Genomic DNA, 17,894 nt, shown 5'->3' on the forward strand with positions numbered 1-17,894 from the left:
GGGTGCCCGCGCCCACTGGCAGCACCTGCAGATCGGCAGCCGGCAGGGTGACGCTCCAGCTGCCGTCCGCCGCAAGCGCTGTGGTGTAGGTCTGGCCGTTCAGCAGCACGGTCACCGTGCTTCCGGCGGCCATGTTCTCCAGGGTGCCGCTGAAGGTCTGGGCCGAGAGCTTCTCCTCCGCGCTCAGTACGCCGTCCCCGGTGAAACTGTGAATGACGAGAACGGGCGCCGCGCCGACCGGCGTGTCGCCGCCGTCAGGCGGGGGGGTGCCGTCCGTCGGATTCTCCTCGTGAACCGGCGGCACCCGGGTGCCCTCGTCAACCGGCGTGGTCAGGTCGGCCCTGACGTACCCCCCCTGTTCGAACCAGTTTCCGGCGCCGTCCAGCACGCCGAACTCCAGGTTATTGCCGCCCTCAGAGAGTTCAGAGGCGCTGATTTCCGCCCGCCAGGTGCCGTCTGGCCGGATCACCGCCGTGTTCCAGTGGAAGGTGTCATACACCTGCACCATAAAGGATTTGATCGGCAGCGGGGCATCTATCGTGCCGCTGAGAACGTACCAGGTTTCCCCGCTGTACTCAAACGCATCCGCCAGCGTCACCGGGTTGACGGTCACCTTCGGGTTGCTGCTGTTGTAGTGGGTGATCAGCAGCAGGTCGTGGCTCAGGCTGGTACTGTTGCCGTTTGCGTCAGCAGCCCGAACCGTGATGCTGTAGTTGCCATCCTTTATCGTCTTCAGCTCGCTGTCCGATATCTGGACCTGCCACTGGTCCTGCCAGGTGCTGCCCTGCCAGACCCGGCCATCCAGCGTCAGCTCAATGGTTGTACCGGAGGGAAGATGGGCCGCGGTGCCGGTGAAGATAACGCCGTAAATCCCCTCTTTATAACTCACGGTGTTGTCGCCGTTGACGGGATCCAGGGTCAGGGCTGGCAGGACAACCGCGTCGGTTTCAGCCGCCGTGGAGGTGATCACTAATGTGGCTGTTTCCGCCGCGTGTGCGAACGTTAAGGTTGAGGCCGCGTCGCCGGAAGTCCCTTCCGTGCCAGACGCCGTCTTCTCAGACGCCTGCGTCTGGTTTTCTGCAACAGAAACTCCAGATAACGCTGGCTCTGAGGCTGCTGTTACGTTGGCCGGGAAAGGGGTCAGCGCATTCGCCCGATCGACAGGCTGCAGGACGGGCGTCAGCGTGATGACAGCCTGATCGTCGTCCATTGTTTCTGTACTGAATTGCGCCTGCTGGAGCAGACTGCCCTGCTGAAACAGTAATGTACTTCGCTCACCTGCCACCTCAGTAAAGAAGTGCTGATAGCGGAGCGTGTCGCTCTCCGGCAGATTGAGAATGAGGTCATCCCCCTGCTTCTGATAGGAAGCAATCTGAGACGGTAAGCCCTGCAGCGTAATAATGGCGGGTTCGCTCAGATTAAAAGATGACGAACTTTGTGCCTGCCGGAGCAGTGGCTGACCGCCTGTCAGCGAGACGACCGTGAAACGGTCCGTGCCTGAAAAAGCCATGGAGATTTCCTTATATACCAGGTAGTGAGTCGCAATGCCGTTAAAAATAAAGCGGCGCTTTACTGATTTCAGGCACGCAGATGCCAGCGACCAGATAAAGGTGCTGAGCCAGACCCGATACTCAACGGATTAATCGCAATCCGTAACAAGGATAATGGTTAAGAAGATCAGCCAGATTAAATAATCAGTTCCACGGACAGTTTCTGTCTGCCAATGAGATTAATCAGCACCATTCATTGCAAGAGTTCGAGCGTCGGCTCATTCAACCCCTATCAATCTCAATGACTTATTGCCATTAAAACAGGAATAGTTGACGCTGGATAGACATAAACTATCCTTCGCCTGCCTCTCTGACTACCAGGTAAAATCTGGAATTTCATTAGGTGAATAGTTGATGCTTTCTGTTGTTTTAAATATTTTTCGGCGTCTGAATACGATCAGCCCTCACGCCGCTTCTTCGTGTCCCTCAGATTTATTAACGGACAAAATTTATCAGTTAATTTAAATAATAAGGTACAGATGGCATCGGCTCGTCACGGCAAGCGCCGCCTGTCGCGCAGCACTTTCCAGCCCCGGTTGATGCAGAACTGGCCCGTCAGTTGACGGAAATTCAGCGTGCAGGGATGGACAGATTTATTTGCGAAGTGGCGCGGGCGCGCAGCATGGCATTTATTTTTGCAACGTTAGCGATCCGCGGCTGGCTCAAAAACAGACGTGTACGTTAAAACGCCGGTATTGATGGCTGATTTAAACCTGAACGAAATATTCTGTTTATAAATGGCAGCACGATTTAATGTTAACCGGACAGTTATCATGCATTTAAATAAATTTAAGGGCTTATTCAGGTCCGGGCTGACTATTCCTGTAAGCGTTCATGTTCTCAGGGATGTCCTGAATTAATCTGGTCTGCTCATCCCGTGACGTCATTCCCGGAATACCTGTTGTGCCGTTTGTAAGGCATGGCGACCGATGTTCACATTTTATCTGCCACGGACTATTTCGATTTGACCAGCCAGTAGCCGCGAACTGCGCAGGGAGTATTCCCCATCCACTTCACTGACCACAAAGGCGTGAAGAGAGCCGTATTCGCGGCGCATCAGATCGGTTGTGCAGAGGATGCCCCCATTACGCCGTAAACGCATCAGCCGTTCGCAATCCGGCTCAGTCAGGTTTGATCTCTTCAATAAGCGTCTCGCCCTGATTACGGATGCTGCCTGCTCTGGCTGACACAGGATGCCAGCAGAAGTCCTTTTCTGGCAGCGCCGCATCCTGAGCGATCTGCTGCGCCCGTTCAGGCGTGGTGTCTTCGCTTAACCATTCGCGTATCGCATCCGCTGTCAGAACCAGCGGGCGACGGTCGTGGATATCGACCATGCCCTTGTTACTCGCCGCTGTGACGATAACGAATCCTTCATGCCCGTGATCCTGACCGTAAGGCGCCCTGCCAATCGCCGCAAAAAACAGCGGCACGCGCGTTCGGTGGTAGATGAAATAGGGCTGCTTTTTATTGCCGTCCCGCTTCCACTCATACCAGCCATCGGCAGGCACGATCGCACGACCATTCTCCCATAGCGGCCTGAACATGCGGCCGGTTGCCGCCGTCTCACCGCGGGCATTGATTAGCGGCTGCTTGTGCCACCACGCCGGGCCGTAGCCCCAGTAAACCGGGTCAAAATGCAACGCATCGTCCCGTTCGTTCAGCAACAGAACCTTAGTGCCTGGCGCAACATTAAAACGCCCGATCGGTTCCGGGTCATAAACAATTTCATCTGCCTTGAGTTCAAGAGCGTCAAAGTAGTCATCTCTGCTGCTGTACTGCGCAAACCGTCCACACATAGATACCTCCTCTGCTAAGGATAGTGTGATATGTGAACGTCAGGGATGTATCCGGCAACCGGCGGCGGGATTTCTGGATTTTGCAGAGATCCGGCATGGGTTTACCCTGAGATGTTTTTCAGATCGGCCGGACAGATTGTGTAATCGGCAATCACACCATAAGGTTAAATGACGTCATACAACAGCAGAGGTAGAGATGCCCGACGTAATGCTATTTGGTGAAGGCTGGAAAGGTGAAAAAAGGTCAGTGAGCGTGGCAGCGCCTGGTGATTACATCAGCTATTTATCGAAAACAGACTTTACCCAGAATCAGCTCGAGATTGTGGCGCCAGGCCCTGTGCGTTTTAATCAGGGTTTCCGGGTTTCAACCTTTCGCTCTCAATCCGGACAGGCCTATCTCATCGCAGTGTCAGGCGACAGGCCATCTGATGAGTGGGTGGAACAGGCTGTTGCGTCTCATCACCCCGCACCACTTGAGGGATAGCCTCGCAGAAGAAGCCAGCATAAACAGCAACAGGCAGTCAGTGTTATTTCAGGACAGACGGAAGCGCAGATTTTTTTGCAGTCTGCCTGAACAGAACGCGTAATCGGAAGGCGAAGTGAAAATGGCTTACAGACCGCGAACGTGCCCTTTCTGCAATTTCCGGGGGCCCCGAAAGTGCCCTGACGGCAAGTTTTCCTGTGACATGTGCGGCCTTGAATGGAAGCCCGAACAGGATAAGCGCGACAAAGACAAACAATGAAACCTGCGTCTGTGGCGTTATTTTCTGCCGGCATTCGACAGGTGAAACATGAACAGGGCTGACCTGATCGGGAAGGGGCTGCTCAGATTAGCGCGATGTGTGATTGCTCAGACCAGACTGCTCTCCCTTCCCATCCGCATCCGGTGCTCACAGAAGCTGAACATATTTCACCGCAGACGCGATCCGGTATGCTGGCAATTTCAGGACCGGACATCAGCAAGTCACTGCTTTTTGCTTCAGGGCGGCCCTGAACGTCATAAATCATCAGCCAGCCAAAAACAGTAACTGAATTGCGTTTACTGCCTACCCTTAAGCAAAACGCCTTACGACGCGTGAAATAAGGTTGCCCCTGATACCATGCTGCTCTCAGCGCGTTTGCTTTTTTCATACAGGTTGCGCCCCCCATTCAGCAGAGTGAATTGTTCCAGCTAAATAATAGTGAGATTAATGGGGGTGACGTTTACCTTTGTATTTACAATTTTATGGCGCTTTCTCTGCATGAAAATGCAATCAGATGAAAAGAAAATTGAAATTGAGAATGGTAAGGCTTCAGCATGCCTTTTAATCTCAAACCGGATGAGTTTCTGGTCTGAAAGCATATTGTGCTCACTTTTCGAAAATTCGACACTCACGCTACCTATCCAGACGGAATACTGTATAGTGCCCTGGTCAGCCCAGGCTGACACTGCGTTTTTTCCTTTTTTGTTCCAGTTTACGCCTGTGTAATGCGGGCTTCTTTGCCATCGCTTAACCTGAATTCGAACCCGAAAATAAAAAGTGTTAAATAGCTCAACTTTCGCGATTTCCAGGTTTAATATGCCGAAGTGTCCTGATTTTTAATCTGGCTATACCTCTTTATCAGCGGCCTGCTTTTTGCGCTTATTGATGACTGTAAACCGGTATTCTGGCTTTATCACCGCCTGCGTTTGCGATTCAGACAAGCGTTGCAGATGCTGTGGCGATCTATTTATCATTCTGATGCTGACGTTATTAACAGAAACAGGTATATGTCACCTGAACAACCTGAAGGTTAAGCTAGCCTGATGTCAGCGTTCAATTTCTTCATTCCGTCTGCCGAATAGTGTCAGACTTCTTTCGTTACCCAGCCATTTCAGGCTTCTCTGAAGTTACCCGGCATAAAGCGACAGGCATTGTAATCGTGTAGCGTGCTGCCTGGTTTTATCGCCATCTGCAGTCATAGCGCCTCTGGTCTGAATGAGTAAAACGTCTGACGATACTTAGCCTGCAGCGATAAGCATTAAAATAGCATCCTGAATGCAGATTAACGGACTCCTGAAAAGTTGAACGTTATAAATTCTCGTGAGGGATAAACAGCAGAGGCTTTAATTATTTGAAAACAGTTAGTCTGATCTTATCAGCTCAGAGTGCTGTTATTTCAGAGAGTTAGATTATTCTGTCGCACACTGACAGCGGTTGAGTATACGCCATTCTTTAGGGACTTTGATTTTCAGAATTTTTGGGCTTTTCACTATCAGGAATAAAAGTTAAAATTTTACGTTTTAACAGGGGGGTATATGAAAAACGTAGTGCTGAGCATGCTTGCCAAAATCTCAAACATCGATGCGAATATGAAACAGCTGACAGCGCGTGTTGAAGCACAGTCTCTGTTGATCAGCGCACTTGTGCTGGCCGTCAGCAAACAGGGCGGCGTGACCGAAATGATCGAGAGCGCTAATAAAGCCATTAATACTGTCATTGATTCCGCTGAGTCGGATGAAATACTTAAGTCCGATGCTGCCATTCTGCTGAGTGAACTGCAGAGCCTGCTGACTATTTCAGCCGCTGTAGAGGGTGCCGATGAAGAAGTTAACCATGAAGGGCTACATGCGCTTCAGGGTGTGACCCCTCTTCAAAATGACAGTTAACATCAGACGTTACTTTCTTCCCTGATCAGGATGCCAGCGCTATTTTCAGTGCTGGTATTATTCACATCAGGCCCGCCAATCCCGGGTGCCTTACTTATTAAAACCCATGCTATCGCATCTGCATTAAGACCTGATTCACTTAAAGCCGACACTGTTGAATAAAAGACTGGTAAAAACCTGACACGTGTCGCTGTATTTTATCAGCCAGCCAGTTTGTAGAATATATAAACCTTAGACTAAAAAATAATAATAAAATACGTTTTCTTATCCAGCAGCGAACCGTAAATGCCCCCCTTTTTTGCAACGTGATCTTCTGGCATACCCTGTCGCGTACAAACAAATCGCTATCCATCACGATATATTTCCCCCCCTGCCTGCATGCACGTTATGAAAATCACCTGGCCCTCTGATTTTACTGCAAAATCCTGCTCAGCCATCGTCAGTCAGGACGAACGCATTCGTTTTTTTGCGAACCTGAATCATGAATTCTTCTTGATATATTGACATCAACCTGAATTTATTTTCTATAACGGCGCGATTACCGCTTTGCTTACGCTATAATGAGTTCACCTTTCGTCGAGGGTGTAAGATTTGTTATTTAGCGTCTGGGTGGTTTCTCATCATCACGCTGAATCCCTTTTTACTTTGTCTGACGTCTGTTGCGCTGGTGTTCGCCTTCTGGCTGTTAAACTTCACAATACAAGGCAGAAAGCGTTTGTACGTGACAGGTAAAAAATTTACGCAGCATTATTGCTCACCCGCCAGAGCGGACATTTTACCGACAGACAAAAAGAAGAATGTATGTGCAGAAGTGAAGAAGAATTAGTGAATATCGTGATTGGTGAGGCCGTTTTATCACTCGCGGACGATTATCTTGATATCAGTGTCGTGACGATTGTTGATAAGCTTAAACAGATGCTTAAAGCAGAAACTGATGAAAGTCGTCGTAAGAACATCATTGATGCTATTCAGAAGACCTGCCTGAGTCCTGCCCTTATCCGTAATGACACGGCCCTCCCCTTTGACGCTGAACAGAACACCGCCAGGATTGTTGAGGTCTGGCACTGAGTCGATTTACCGTATCAGTGTTCTATGAGTACAGCGCAAAACGGACGGCGTGATGCACCCACGAAAGCCTGGCGAAGATAAATCAGAACGCAGGCCAGGGTCTCAGCAGGCCCCTTTCCGTCTGGGATCGTCAGCCTCTGCACAGCGTCGCCGGTTGTGCGCAGGCTGAGATAGCGTCTGAGGATTAAAATATCCAGGTCATCACTGTCAGGCATACGTTTTATCAGAAAGCCACTTAGGTTTCCGGCTGCCACTGACAGATTCACAGATCATGCTTCAGGCGTCACACGCCAGCCGTAAAAAGAGTCCCCTTTTCCTTCAGCACCCTAAAATCAGGGCACGGCAATTTCACTCATCGCCCTCTCACCTTCATGGGCTGCAACGCGATCCGCACGGTAATAGCGCACCACATCGCCCACAATCAGTAACGATGGCGAGACCGGTTTTTGCTGTTCAACCGTTTCAGGCAACCCGGCCAGTGTGGTGATCAATACCCGCTGGTTCTGGCGCGTACCGTTTTCAATAATTGCCACCGGGGTTGCCGCGCTGCGGCCACATTCCCGTAACCGCTTGCTTATCACGCTGCTCCAGCTTAACCCCATGTAAAACACCAGCGTCTGATTGGTCGCGGTCAGCGCCGCCGCATCCAGCTGCGGTTCGCCGCTGCGCCCGTGCCCGGTAATAAAACGCAATGACTGGGCGCAGTCACGGTGCGTCAGCGGAATGCCGCTGGCCGCTGCGCAGCCCACGGCGGCGGTAATGCCGGGAACCACTTCGCAGACAATATTCGCCTGCTGCAGGCTGACCATCTCTTCCCCGCCACGGCCAAAGATAAAGGGATCGCCACCTTTTAAACGCACGACATTGCGCCCGCTGGCGGCCAGATCCACCAGCAGTTGATTGATCTGAGCCTGCTTCAGGCCGTGGTGACCCGGCTGTTTACCGACATCAATACAGAGCGCGCTGCTGGCGACTTCCGCCATCACCGCTTCGCTGACCAGGCGATCGTAGACCACGACATCCGCGCGTTGCAGCAGACGCAGCGCCCTGACTGTCAACAGCTCCACATCCCCCGGCCCGGCGCCGACCAGCCAGACCTTACCCGGGCTGGACGCGTTTTCCGGCGCCAGCAGTTTATCCAAAGCGTCAATCGCGATTGTCATTCTTCCTCCGGTACAGCAACAGAAAGCAAAAGGTGTTTTAGCTCCGGCAGGCAGGAGCCGCAGTTGGTACCACAGTTGAGCGCATGACCCAGTGCCTGGGTGGTGTGACAGCCCTGTTTAATCGCCTGTAATATCGTGTTTTCCCCGACGCCAGAACAGCTACAGATCGTCCGGCCTGCCTCAGCATGCTGTGCCGATTGTCCCGCCAGCAAGGCGTGCCGCGCCGCCGCATTCGACGGTGGCTGGCGAAAAGCCTGCGCAACCTGGTCATGATTGATCGCGGGTAGCGATGCACCGGCATAAAAGGCCAGTTGCAGTTCGCCGTCGCGCCAGGCCAGCAGGCGGTAATGCGGTTCCGCTGCATGGGCAGTTTGCAGTTGCAGCCCGTCGGGCGGAAGGATTGCCGTGATCCACTGGTCTGGCGAACCGTCGCCGGCCAGGCTGAAACGCTGCGCGCCTTCATAGGGTGTACGCGCCCAGTAGCGCAGTCCGTCAGGCGGGCTTAGGTCGCGCTGCCAGAGCCAGCCCTGCCAGCGGGTGTTGAGCGGCTGAATACGTACGGCGGTTTGTTTGAAAGCGGGCTGTGACGAGACCGGACAGCGGGTAGAGGCCACCAGACTGCCGACCCTGCCCTGCAGGCTGAACTGCCGGTTCCAGTGCATAGGGACAAAGATCTCGCCGCGCCGCAGCCCGCTGTCGAACGTCACGCGCACGGTCATCCAGCCGGAGTCGGACTGCACCCGTGCCAGTGCCCCTTCGCACAGGCCATAGCGTTGTGCGTCCTGCGGATGGAGGGCGGCAAACGGCTCATCACAATGCTGCATGAGTCGGGGAACCAGGCCGGTACGCGTCATGGTGTGCCACTGATCGCGGATCCGTCCGCTGTTCATCAGTAACGGGTAAGCCGTTCCGGGGACCACTGGCTGTGGCGTGGCCGGTGGCAACAGGCGGGCTTTGCCATCCGGATGATAAAAGTGGCGGTCGCTGAAAAGCCGGGCGCAGCCCTGGGGATAGCGCGCGTTGATCGGCCACTGCACCGGCTTCATCGCATCCCACTCTGCGTCGCTGATACCCGCCAGGCCGCTGATATCAAAGGCGCGCTGGCCGTTATTCTCAAATCCCGACAACGCCGCATGTTCGCGGAAGATGGCGGCCGGATGAGTCCAGTTAAAGCCTTCACCGAAGCCGAGACGCTGAGCGACCTGCGCGAGTAACCACCAGTCCGGTTTCGCTTCTCCGGCCGCAGGCATAAATGCACGCTGACGAGAAATCCGGCGTTCAGAATTGGTCACGGTGCCGTTCTTTTCTCCCCAGCCCTGTGCGGGCAGCAAAATATGCGCAAAAGCGGTGGTGTCCGTCTGCGCCAGGACATCGGACACAATCACCAGCGGACAGGCCGCCAGCGCCCGGGCAATGCGGTTACCTTCTGGCATCGAAACCGCCGGATTGGTGCCCATAATCCACACGGCTTTGATGGTTCCGCGATCAATGGCGTCAAAGAGATCGACCGCCGTCAGGCCAGGCTCGCGCGCCATGCGCGGACTGCGCCAGAAACGCTGCAAACGGTCGCAATCGTCTGCGGTGAAACTCATGTGCGCCGCCAGCTGGTTGGCCAGCCCCCCGACTTCCCGCCCGCCCATCGCATTCGGCTGCCCGGTCAGCGAAAACGGCCCGCAGCCGGGTCGGCCGATTCTGCCGCTGAGCAGGTGCGCATTGAGAATGGCATTGTTGTTGTCACTGCCGCTTTGTGACTGGTTGATGCCCATGCACCATAAGGTCAGCACGCGCTCATGCCGGGCGAACAACCGATAGAATGCAGCGATCAATTCATGGCTGAGATCACAATGGGCTGCCACCGCCGTACAATCCCACCGCCGCGCGGCCTGCAAGGTGGTGTCCACCCCCTCCAGGTGCGGCAGCATCGTGGCGTCAATGCCGCCATGCTGTTCCAGCCAGTGCAGCAGGCCTGAGAACAGCGCCGGATCGCTGCCCGGCCGGAGCGGTAAATGCAGATCGGCGAACTCACAACTGGCCGTACGGCGCGGATCGATGACCACAACCTGCATCTCCGGGCGCTGCACTTTGGCCTGTTTCAGGCGCTGAAACAGCACCGGATGGGCCCAGGCGGCATTCGATCCGACCAGGATAACGACGTCGGCCTGATCCAGATCCTCGTAACAGCACGGTACGGCATCTGCCCCGAAAGCCCGTTTATAGCCTGTCACCGCTGAGGCCATACACAGACGTGAATTGGTATCGATATTGGCGACGCCGAGAAAGCCCTTCATCAGCTTGTTCGCCACATAGTAATCTTCTGTGAGCAGCTGGCCGGAACCGTAAAAGGCCACCGCCTCCGGGCCGTGTGCATCAATAATCCTGCGCAGCCCGTCAGCCGCGGCATCCAGTGCCGTCTCCATGCTGACCCGCTGGTGATGAAGCTCAGGATGAAGCAACCGTCCGGCCAGCGTCAGCGTTTCGCCCAGGGCTGCGCCCTTGACACACAGCCGCCCGGCGTTCGCCGGATGACGGGCATCGCCACTGACCCGGAGCGGCCCGCCCGGCGGCTGCGTGACGTCGACACCGCAGCCCACACCGCAATAGGCGCATGTGGTTTTCATGATGCCTGCGCCATCAGGTTAAGCGGACGGTTCGCGACCCAGACCTGACCGTTCTCCACTCTGACCGGCCAGCAGCGCAACTGATGGTGAGGATTATCAAGGCTCTGTCCGTCCCGCAGGCGCACGCGCTGTTTGTAAAGCGGCGAGATCACGACCGGCTCCCCGGCAACATCCCCCAGGATGCCGCGTGACAGCACACTGGCTTCGCTGCCGGGCTCACAATCCTCCACGGCATAACAGTCCTCACCCATACGGAATAACGCAATACGGACGCTGCCAAGACGGGCTCCGATGCCAGCCTCTGGCGGGATGGCATCCAGGGGGCAGATTTCGCTCCAGGGTTCGGCGGGAAGATGCATCAGAGGGATACCGGTGGCCTTGTGTGGCTGACGCTGCCCGCGCACGCGCGCATAGTGCAGTGTTTCATCCGGCTGTTCGCTGTTCACAGTGGCGGTAAACAGCGCACGTCTTGAAGGATCGGCCAGCGTGGTCTGCCATTCGCACTGCCAGGTGTCCACCACCTGCTGCATCTCCTGTTCCAGCGCAGCGGCGATCCCCAGGCTGTCGTGAATGACCACCTCACGCAGGTAGTCCAGCCCGCCCTCCATGTTATCCATCCAGACGCTGGTACGCTGCAGGCGGTCCGCCGTGCGCACATAGAACATCAGAATCCGGTCGACGTACCGGATCAGCGTCTCATCATCCAGATCGCTGGCAAACAGGTCGGCATGGCGAGGCTTCATGCCGCCATTGCCGCAGACATACAGGTTCCAGCCATTTTCCGTGGCGATTACGCCGATATCTTTACTTTGCGCTTCCGCACATTCGCGGGTACAGCCGGATACGGCCATCTTGATCTTGTGCGGTGCGCGCAGGCCCTTATAGCGGTTCTCCAGCGCGATGGCAAAAGCAGTGGAATCCTGCACGCCATAACGACACCAGGTCGAACCCACGCAGGATTTCACCGTACGCAGGGATTTGCCGTAGGCATGACCGGTTTCAAACCCGGCGTCCAGCAGAGTTTCCCAGATAGCAGGCAACTGGTCCAGTCGCGCACCAAAGAGATCGATACGCTGGCCGCCGGTTATTTTGGTATAGAGATCGTAACGTGCGGCTACTTCGCCGATGGCGATCAGGCCCTGTGGCGTGATTTCGCCCCCCGGCACACGCGGTACGACCGAATAGGTGCCATCTTTCTGGATATTGGCAAAGTAACGGTCATTGGTGTCCTGCAAGGGTAAATGGGCCGGTTTCAGCAGGTAATCGTTCCAGCATGAGGCCAGCAGCGAAGCCACCAGCGGTTTACACACTTCGCACCCACAGCCCCGTCCGTGGCGGGTCAGCAGCGCGTCAAAGGTTTTGATGCCATTGACACGGATCAGGTGATACAGCTCCTGACGGGACCAGGCGAAGTGCTCACAGATATCTTTTTTCACGGAGACGCCCAGATCTTCCAGCTGAAACTCCATCACCTGTTTCACCAGCGCAGTGCAGCCGCCACAGCCTGTAGCGGCTTTAGTGCAGCTTTTTATACTGGCCATATCGCCACAGCCATTCTGCACCGCCTGGCAGATATCGCTTTTACTGACGTTATGGCAGGAACAGACCTGGGCACTGTCCGGCAGCGCGGCAACGCCCAATCCTTTGGCCGGCGCGCCATTCATCACGGGAAGGATCAGGGCTTCCGGTGCCGCCGGCAGCGGCATCGCATTTAGCATCATCTGCAGGAGCGTGGCATAGTCGCTGCTGTCTCCCACCAGCACGCCACCCAGCAGGCGTCTGTTGTCGTCGCTGACCACGATCTTCTTGTAAATGCCTTTTGGCCCGTTGGCCCAGTGGTAGCTCAGGCTGCCTGCTGTTTTGCCGTGCGCATCGCCAAAGGAGGCAACCTCTACGCCCAGCAGCTTAAGCTTGGTGCTCATGTCGGCACCGGTGAACTGCGCGGGTTCGGCCGCCAGATGCGCGGCCAGCACGCGCGCCATCTGGTAACCTGGCGCCACCAGGCCAAAAATCTGCCCGTTCCACAGCGCGCATTCGCCGATGGCATAAATGTCGCTGTCACTGGTCTGGCAATGATCATTGATGGTAATGCCGCCGCGCGGCCCCACGCTGATGTCGGCGAGCCGGGCCAGCTCATCACGCGGACGGATACCGGCAGAGAACAGCACCAGATCGGTGGGCAGCTCGCCGCCATCGGCAAAGTGCAGCACCAGACTGCCGTCAGGCCGGGTGGCAATCTGTTCGGTCTGTTTCGAGGTATGCACCGTTACGCCCAGCGAGTCGATCTTTTGCCGCAGCATCAGCGCCCCGCCGTCGTCCAGCTGCACGGCCATCAGGCGTGGCGCAAACTCAACAACGTGTGTCTCCAGCCCCAGTTGCTTCAGCGCATTGGCGGCTTCCAGGCCCAGCAGTCCGCCGCCGATCACCACGCCGCGCTGGCTCTGGCGGGCGCAGGCGGCGATGGCATCCAGGTCGTCCAGCGTGCGATAGACAAAGCAGCGCTCGCCATCATGCCCAGGCACCGGTGGTACAAAGGCGCGGGAGCCGGTGGCCAGCACCAGCTTATCCCAGGCCAGTTCACGGCCCGAGCTGTCACGCAGGCTGCGCTGCTGGCGATCGATCGCCTCTACCCGGCAACCGCTACGCAGTTCAATCGCGTTGCGGGCAAAAAAATCTTCGCTCACCAGCGACAGCTGCGAAGCCGTTTTCCCGGTGAAATAGTCAGAAAGGTGAACCCGATCGTAAGCCTGATAACGCTCTTCACCGTAGACCACAACGTGATAGTGCTGATGCAGGTTACGGGCAACCAGCTGTTCCAGAAAATGGTGGCTGACCATGCCGTGACCGACCACGGCTAATACAGGTTTCATTTGGCTCATCACAGGATTTCCTGCAGCCAGCGGCTGCGTTTCAGGTTCATCAAGGCCGAACAGCGTGTTCACAGAAACCGGTTCGGCGTTATGGAGTGCGTTCAGCAGCGCGCCGCTTCGCTGGCAGTCGCCATACAACAGCACGCCGTTTAATCGGCCGTTTTTCAGGAACAGGCGGCGATAGTGCCCGGCGATCGGATCAAAACTGGTGATGGACGGGGCATCCTCAATGTCGCCAGCGCTGAACAGGGAAATGCCGCTGACTTTGAGACGGGTGCCCGTCGCCGCGCTGTGGAAATCTGCCTGAGGCCGATCGGCCAGTTGCGCCGCCAGAATCTTCGCCTGGGCCAGACAGGGCGCGACCAGACCAAAGGTCTCGCCGCTGATTTCACAACATTCGCCTACGGCATAAATGCCGGCGTGCGCGCTACGCAACTGGCGATCAACCAGAATACCGCGCTGGCAGGGAATACCGGCGGCCTGCGCTACGGCGATTGCCGGCTGAACACCGATAGCCATCACCACCTGCTGCGCCGCCAGCACACGACCATCCTGAAGGATCACACGATCCGTGCGGATTGCCGCAAGGCTGACGTTGAGTTCACAGCGAATGCCGCGCGCCCGGAGCTGAGCCAGCAGTAATTCCCCCGCCCTCACATCCAGCTGCTTGTCGAGCAAACGCGACTGACGATGGATCAGCGTGACCTGGCGCCCCTGCGCCTGAAGTCCGGCGGCGGCTTCGATACTCAGAAAGCCGCCGCCGACCACCACTACCGGGCCGTGCCCCGCCAGCAACGTGTCAACATCCCGCAGCGTGCGAAAGAGGCTCACATGCGGCAGGTCGCTGCCCGGAACAGCGGGTTTGCAGGGCTGCGATCCGGTTGCCATGACCAGCCGGTCCCAGTGCAGGAGGCGCAGGTCGGTGCGTAACGTCCGCTCAGCGACATCCACCTGTTCCACCGTCTCTCCCGCCAGCAGGGTAATGCCGTGATGGTGATACCAGTCAGGGTCGTGGATCAGCGTTTGTTCAGCGGTAGTTTCCCCGGCCAGCAGTGGCGACAACAGCACACGGTTATAGTTGCCGTGCGGCTCACGGCCAATCACAGTGATGTCGTAACGCGCTGGCGCCAGCTGCAACAGGGTTTCAACCATGTGCATACCCGCCATCCCGTTACCCGCAACCAGCAGCCGTTGTTTCATGGTGTCGTCCTTATGCCGCCGTGGTCTGTTTTTCGTAGAGAAAATGCAGCACTTTCTGGCGCAGCTGGTGATAACGCACGTCATCCGCCAGCGCCACGCGTGAACGGGGCCGGGGCAGATCGATCGTCAGGATATCGCCCACCTGCGCCGCCGGACCGTTGGTCATCATCAGCACTCGATCGGACAGCAACACGGCTTCATCCACATCATGCGTAATCAGGACGATGGTGGTGTTCAGCGCCTGCTGGATGCGCATGACGCAGTCCTGCAGATGCGCGCGCGTTAAGGCATCCAGCGCACCGAAGGGTTCGTCGAGCAGCAACACGCGCGGTTTCATGGCCAGCGCACGGGCGATACCGACGCGCTGCTTCATGCCGCCGGAGATCTCACCGGGGCGCTTATGCATGGCGTGACTCATCTGCACCTGGTTGAGGTTGTGCTCGATCCAGTCGCGTCGTTCCGCCTTGTTCATCCTGCCTTTAAACACCTGCTCTACCGCCAGCTCAACGTTCTGATACGCCGTCAGCCAGGGCAACAGCGAGTGGTTCTGAAACACCACGGCGCGCTCAGGGCCGGGGCCCGTCACTTCGCGGTTATCACATAACAGGACCCCGCTGGTGGGTCGGGTCAAACCGGCAATCAGGTTGAGCAGCGTGGATTTCCCGCAGCCGGAGTGGCCGATCAGGCTCAGGGTTTCCCCCTGATGGATATCAAAACTGACCGTATCGAGCGCCAGAAAATCGCCGCCGGAGGTGGTAAAACGCTGGCTGACCTGCTCTACGCGAATGATAGGTTGCATCGTGTTCCCCTTATTTATCCCAGCTAAAGCGACGGGCCAGCAGCATTACTCCCTGCTCAAGCAGCAGGCCGACGACGCCAATCAGCAAAATGGCAATCAGGATGTTTTCAACATTGAGGTTGTTCCACTCGTTCCAGATCCAGAAGCCGATCCCCAGGCCTCCCGTCAGCATTTCCGCAGCCACGATCACCAGCCAGGCGATGCCAATCGACAGGCGAACCCCGGTCAGCACCGCAGGCAGAACGGCAGGAAACAGAATGCGGCGCAGGATGGTCCATTCCGACAGTTGCAGCACGCGCGCGACGTTCAGGTAGTCCTGAGGAATGCGCTGCACGCCTTCTGCGGTGTTGATAATCATCGGCCAGATAGAACAGATAAAAATGGTCCAGCTGGAGGCGGGTTCGGCGCGCTGGAACAGCAGCAGACCAATAGGCAGCCAGGCCAGCGGGCTGACCGGACGCAGTAGTGCGATAACCGGATTAAACATGCGCGCCATTAAGGTAAAACGCCCCAGCAGAAAGCCTGCGGGGATCCCCACCAGTGCGGCGAGACCAAAGCCGATAGCCACGCGCTGCAGCGAGGCCAGCACGTTCCAGCCGATGCCCTGATCGTTGGGGCCGTTGTTATAGAAGGGATCGGCGAACAGGATTTTCGCCGCGTCCCAGGTGGCGTACGGGCCGGGAAAGCCTTTGCTGGAAAGGGCCGCGATCTGCCAGACCAGCAGCAGAAGCAGCACACCGCACAGCGCGGGGATGGCACGCTGCAAAAACGGACGCAGGCGCGCGGGTGAACGCCTCTTTTTTGGCGTGACCTGAAGGGGCACGACCGTAGCGCGGGTGGGCAGCGTATCAGGCTGCGTCAGGGAACGAGTCTGGCTTTTCATCACGACCTCTCTTGGTGGCTAATGGCGAAGCTGGCGGCGTAAGCGGCAGGATTCGTGCCATCCCATACCTTGCCGTCCATCAGGGTGCTGCTGCGCATCTCACTGTCGGGCAGCGTGACGTTGCCGACGGCGCTGGCGGCCTGTTTGTAGATATCGATGTGGTTGATCTGCTTTGCGACAGCCAGATAGTCCGGCTCCTGGGTCAGCATTCCCCAGCGCTTGAGCTGGGTAAGGAACCACATGCCATCGGACAGATAGGGGAAACTGACGCTGCCGTCATGGAAGAAGCGCATGGCGTGCGGGTCCTGCCATTTCTGCCCCAGCCCGTTCTCGTACTGGCCGAGCATACGGCCTTGCAGAATCTCAGGTTTCGTGTTGATCCAGGCGCGCCCGGCCAGCACCTGCGCCGTTTCACGGCGGTTGTCATCGGAGGCATCGATCCAGCGCGCCGCCTCAAGAACAGCCGCCGTCAGCGCGCGCGCAGTGTTGGGGTTTTCTTTCACCCACGCGGCGCGGGTACCCAGAATTTTTTCGGGATGATCGGGCCAAATCTGCTGACTGGTCGCGGCGGTAAAGCCAATATCGTCGCTGATGGCGCGCTGGTTCCACGGCTCGCCCACACAGAAGCCGCTCATATTGCCAATCTTCATATTCATCACCATCTGCGGCGGCGGCACGACAACCGTGCGCACATCCTCAAATGGATTGATGCCGGCACTGGCCAGCCAGTAGTACAGCCACATCGCGTGAGTGCTGGTCGGAAAGGTATGTGCAAAGGTCAGACTGCCTTCAGGCTGACTGTCGATGTGCTTTTTCAGGCTGGCGGCATCGGTGACCTTCTGCGCTTTAAGCTGGTTCGACAGGGAGATCGCCTGACCATTGTTATTGAGCGTCATCAGGTTCGCCATGTCATGCTGCGGCCCGGCCACTCCCAGTTGCAGGCCGTAGATCAGGCTGTAAAGCACATGGGCTGCGTCGAGTTCACCGGAGGTAAGTTTGTCGCGGACGGCTGCCCAGCTCGCCTCTTTGCTGGGTTGCAGCGTCAGGCCATATTTTTTATCAAAGCCTTTCACTGACGCCATGATGACCGGCGCACAGTCGGTCAGCGGAATAAACCCCACCCGCACGGTGGCTTTTTCTGGCGCATCGGAATCCGCCGCCCATACGGCGTTGCGCAATCCCGGCAACAGCCACAGCCCGCCAACTGCGGCACCGGATAACAGCAGTTGACGACGAGACAGTGAAACTGGCGATTTGCTCATTTTTTGCCACCCTCAGGAAATAAAAAAAGGCGTCCTCTCCGCTGCTTTCACAGGGA

11 protein-coding genes are annotated in these 17,894 nt (G+C 56.7%); 2 read left to right on the forward strand and 9 right to left on the reverse strand.

The genetic code is table 11. The features are described from left to right. The 3 genes from ACR6AS_RS15005 to ACR6AS_RS15015 form a co-directional block, all read right to left on the reverse strand. On the reverse strand, window positions 1-1,510 hold a 1,510-nt coding region (locus ACR6AS_RS15005; protein WP_434162754.1), incomplete at its 3' end, for a BapA prefix-like domain-containing protein. Between the two features lie 1,161 nt (window positions 1,511-2,671). Continuing rightward, window positions 2,672-3,346 carry an SOS response-associated peptidase family protein gene (locus ACR6AS_RS15010; RefSeq protein WP_111139515.1) on the reverse strand — a complete coding sequence of 225 codons (675 nt, stop codon included), beginning with the start codon at window positions 3,344-3,346 and terminating at the stop codon, window positions 2,672-2,674. A gap of 825 nt (window positions 3,347-4,171) precedes the next feature. Beyond that, window positions 4,172-4,477 (reverse strand): hypothetical protein, encoded by a 306-nt coding sequence (locus ACR6AS_RS15015; protein WP_434162757.1) that lies wholly within the window; start codon window positions 4,475-4,477, stop codon window positions 4,172-4,174. 1,147 nt (window positions 4,478-5,624) lie between these two features. Between ACR6AS_RS15015 and iraP the strand changes: the two genes are divergently transcribed. Together iraP and ACR6AS_RS15025 are read left to right on the forward strand one after the other, a co-directional pair. Further along, window positions 5,625-5,975: an anti-adapter protein IraP gene (gene iraP / locus ACR6AS_RS15020; protein WP_111139518.1), complete on the forward strand. Its 351-nt coding sequence runs from the start codon at window positions 5,625-5,627 to the stop codon at window positions 5,973-5,975. Window positions 5,976-6,776: 801 nt separating this feature from the next. Then, window positions 6,777-7,043, forward strand: a complete 267-nt coding sequence (locus tag ACR6AS_RS15025) for a hypothetical protein (RefSeq protein WP_111139519.1) — start codon at window positions 6,777-6,779, stop codon at window positions 7,041-7,043. A gap of 332 nt (window positions 7,044-7,375) precedes the next feature. Here the strand turns inward: ACR6AS_RS15025 and cobA are convergent, their stop codons facing one another. Genes cobA through ACR6AS_RS15055 form a run of 6 tightly spaced genes read right to left on the reverse strand, consistent with a single transcriptional unit; the run spans window position 7,376 to window position 17,838 of the window. Then, complete coding sequence (cobA, locus tag ACR6AS_RS15030) at window positions 7,376-8,206, reverse strand: uroporphyrinogen-III C-methyltransferase (RefSeq protein ID WP_418803523.1); 831 nt, start codon at window positions 8,204-8,206, stop codon at window positions 7,376-7,378. Further along, a complete protein-coding gene (locus ACR6AS_RS15035) occupies window positions 8,203-10,824 on the reverse strand; it encodes a nitrate reductase (RefSeq protein WP_434162761.1) in 2,622 nt (873 codons plus the stop codon). The genes cobA and ACR6AS_RS15035 overlap by 4 nt, the downstream gene beginning before the upstream one ends. After that, window positions 10,821-14,894, reverse strand: a complete 4,074-nt coding sequence (gene nirB, locus ACR6AS_RS15040; RefSeq protein ID WP_434162763.1) for a nitrite reductase large subunit NirB — start codon at window positions 14,892-14,894, stop codon at window positions 10,821-10,823. Before nirB ends, ACR6AS_RS15035 begins: the two co-directional genes overlap by 4 nt. Window positions 14,895-14,904: 10 nt before the next feature. Next, the gene (locus ACR6AS_RS15045; protein WP_434162766.1) at window positions 14,905-15,693 is read right to left on the reverse strand and encodes an ABC transporter ATP-binding protein; all 789 of its coding nucleotides are present in this window, start codon (window positions 15,691-15,693) and stop codon (window positions 14,905-14,907) included. Window positions 15,694-15,703: 10 nt separating this feature from the next. Continuing rightward, window positions 15,704-16,576, reverse strand: a complete 873-nt coding sequence (gene ntrB / locus ACR6AS_RS15050) for a nitrate ABC transporter permease (protein ID WP_434162769.1) — start codon at window positions 16,574-16,576, stop codon at window positions 15,704-15,706. Next, window positions 16,576-17,838 carry a CmpA/NrtA family ABC transporter substrate-binding protein gene (locus ACR6AS_RS15055; protein ID WP_418798977.1) on the reverse strand — a complete coding sequence of 421 codons (1,263 nt, stop codon included), beginning with the start codon at window positions 17,836-17,838 and terminating at the stop codon, window positions 16,576-16,578. The genes ntrB and ACR6AS_RS15055 overlap by 1 nt, the downstream gene beginning before the upstream one ends. Window positions 17,839-17,894: the final 56 nt, after the last annotated feature.

Origin of the sequence: Pantoea phosphatilytica, from assembly GCF_051025615.1 — a bacterium.
Classification (GTDB): domain Bacteria; phylum Pseudomonadota; class Gammaproteobacteria; order Enterobacterales; family Enterobacteriaceae; genus Pantoea.

Bases quoted from the DNA above. Each gene is read 5' to 3' on its own strand.
- ACR6AS_RS15025 (WP_111139519.1), top strand. From the start codon at position 6,777: ATGTGCAGAAGTGAAGAAGAATTAGTGAATATCGTGATTGGTGAGGCC.
- ACR6AS_RS15015 (WP_434162757.1), bottom strand. From the start codon at position 4,477: ATGAAAAAAGCAAACGCGCTGAGAGCAGCATGGTATCAGGGGCAACCT.
- iraP (WP_111139518.1), top strand. From the start codon at position 5,625: ATGAAAAACGTAGTGCTGAGCATGCTTGCCAAAATCTCAAACATCGAT.
- nirB (WP_434162763.1), bottom strand. From the start codon at position 14,894: ATGAAACAACGGCTGCTGGTTGCGGGTAACGGGATGGCGGGTATGCAC.
- ACR6AS_RS15055 (WP_418798977.1), bottom strand. From the start codon at position 17,838: ATGAGCAAATCGCCAGTTTCACTGTCTCGTCGTCAACTGCTGTTATCC.
- ACR6AS_RS15035 (WP_434162761.1), bottom strand. From the start codon at position 10,824: ATGAAAACCACATGCGCCTATTGCGGTGTGGGCTGCGGTGTCGACGTC.
- cobA (WP_418803523.1), bottom strand. From the start codon at position 8,206: ATGACAATCGCGATTGACGCTTTGGATAAACTGCTGGCGCCGGAAAAC.
- ACR6AS_RS15045 (WP_434162766.1), bottom strand. From the start codon at position 15,693: ATGCAACCTATCATTCGCGTAGAGCAGGTCAGCCAGCGTTTTACCACC.
- ntrB (WP_434162769.1), bottom strand. From the start codon at position 16,576: ATGAAAAGCCAGACTCGTTCCCTGACGCAGCCTGATACGCTGCCCACC.
- ACR6AS_RS15010 (WP_111139515.1), bottom strand. From the start codon at position 3,346: ATGTGTGGACGGTTTGCGCAGTACAGCAGCAGAGATGACTACTTTGAC.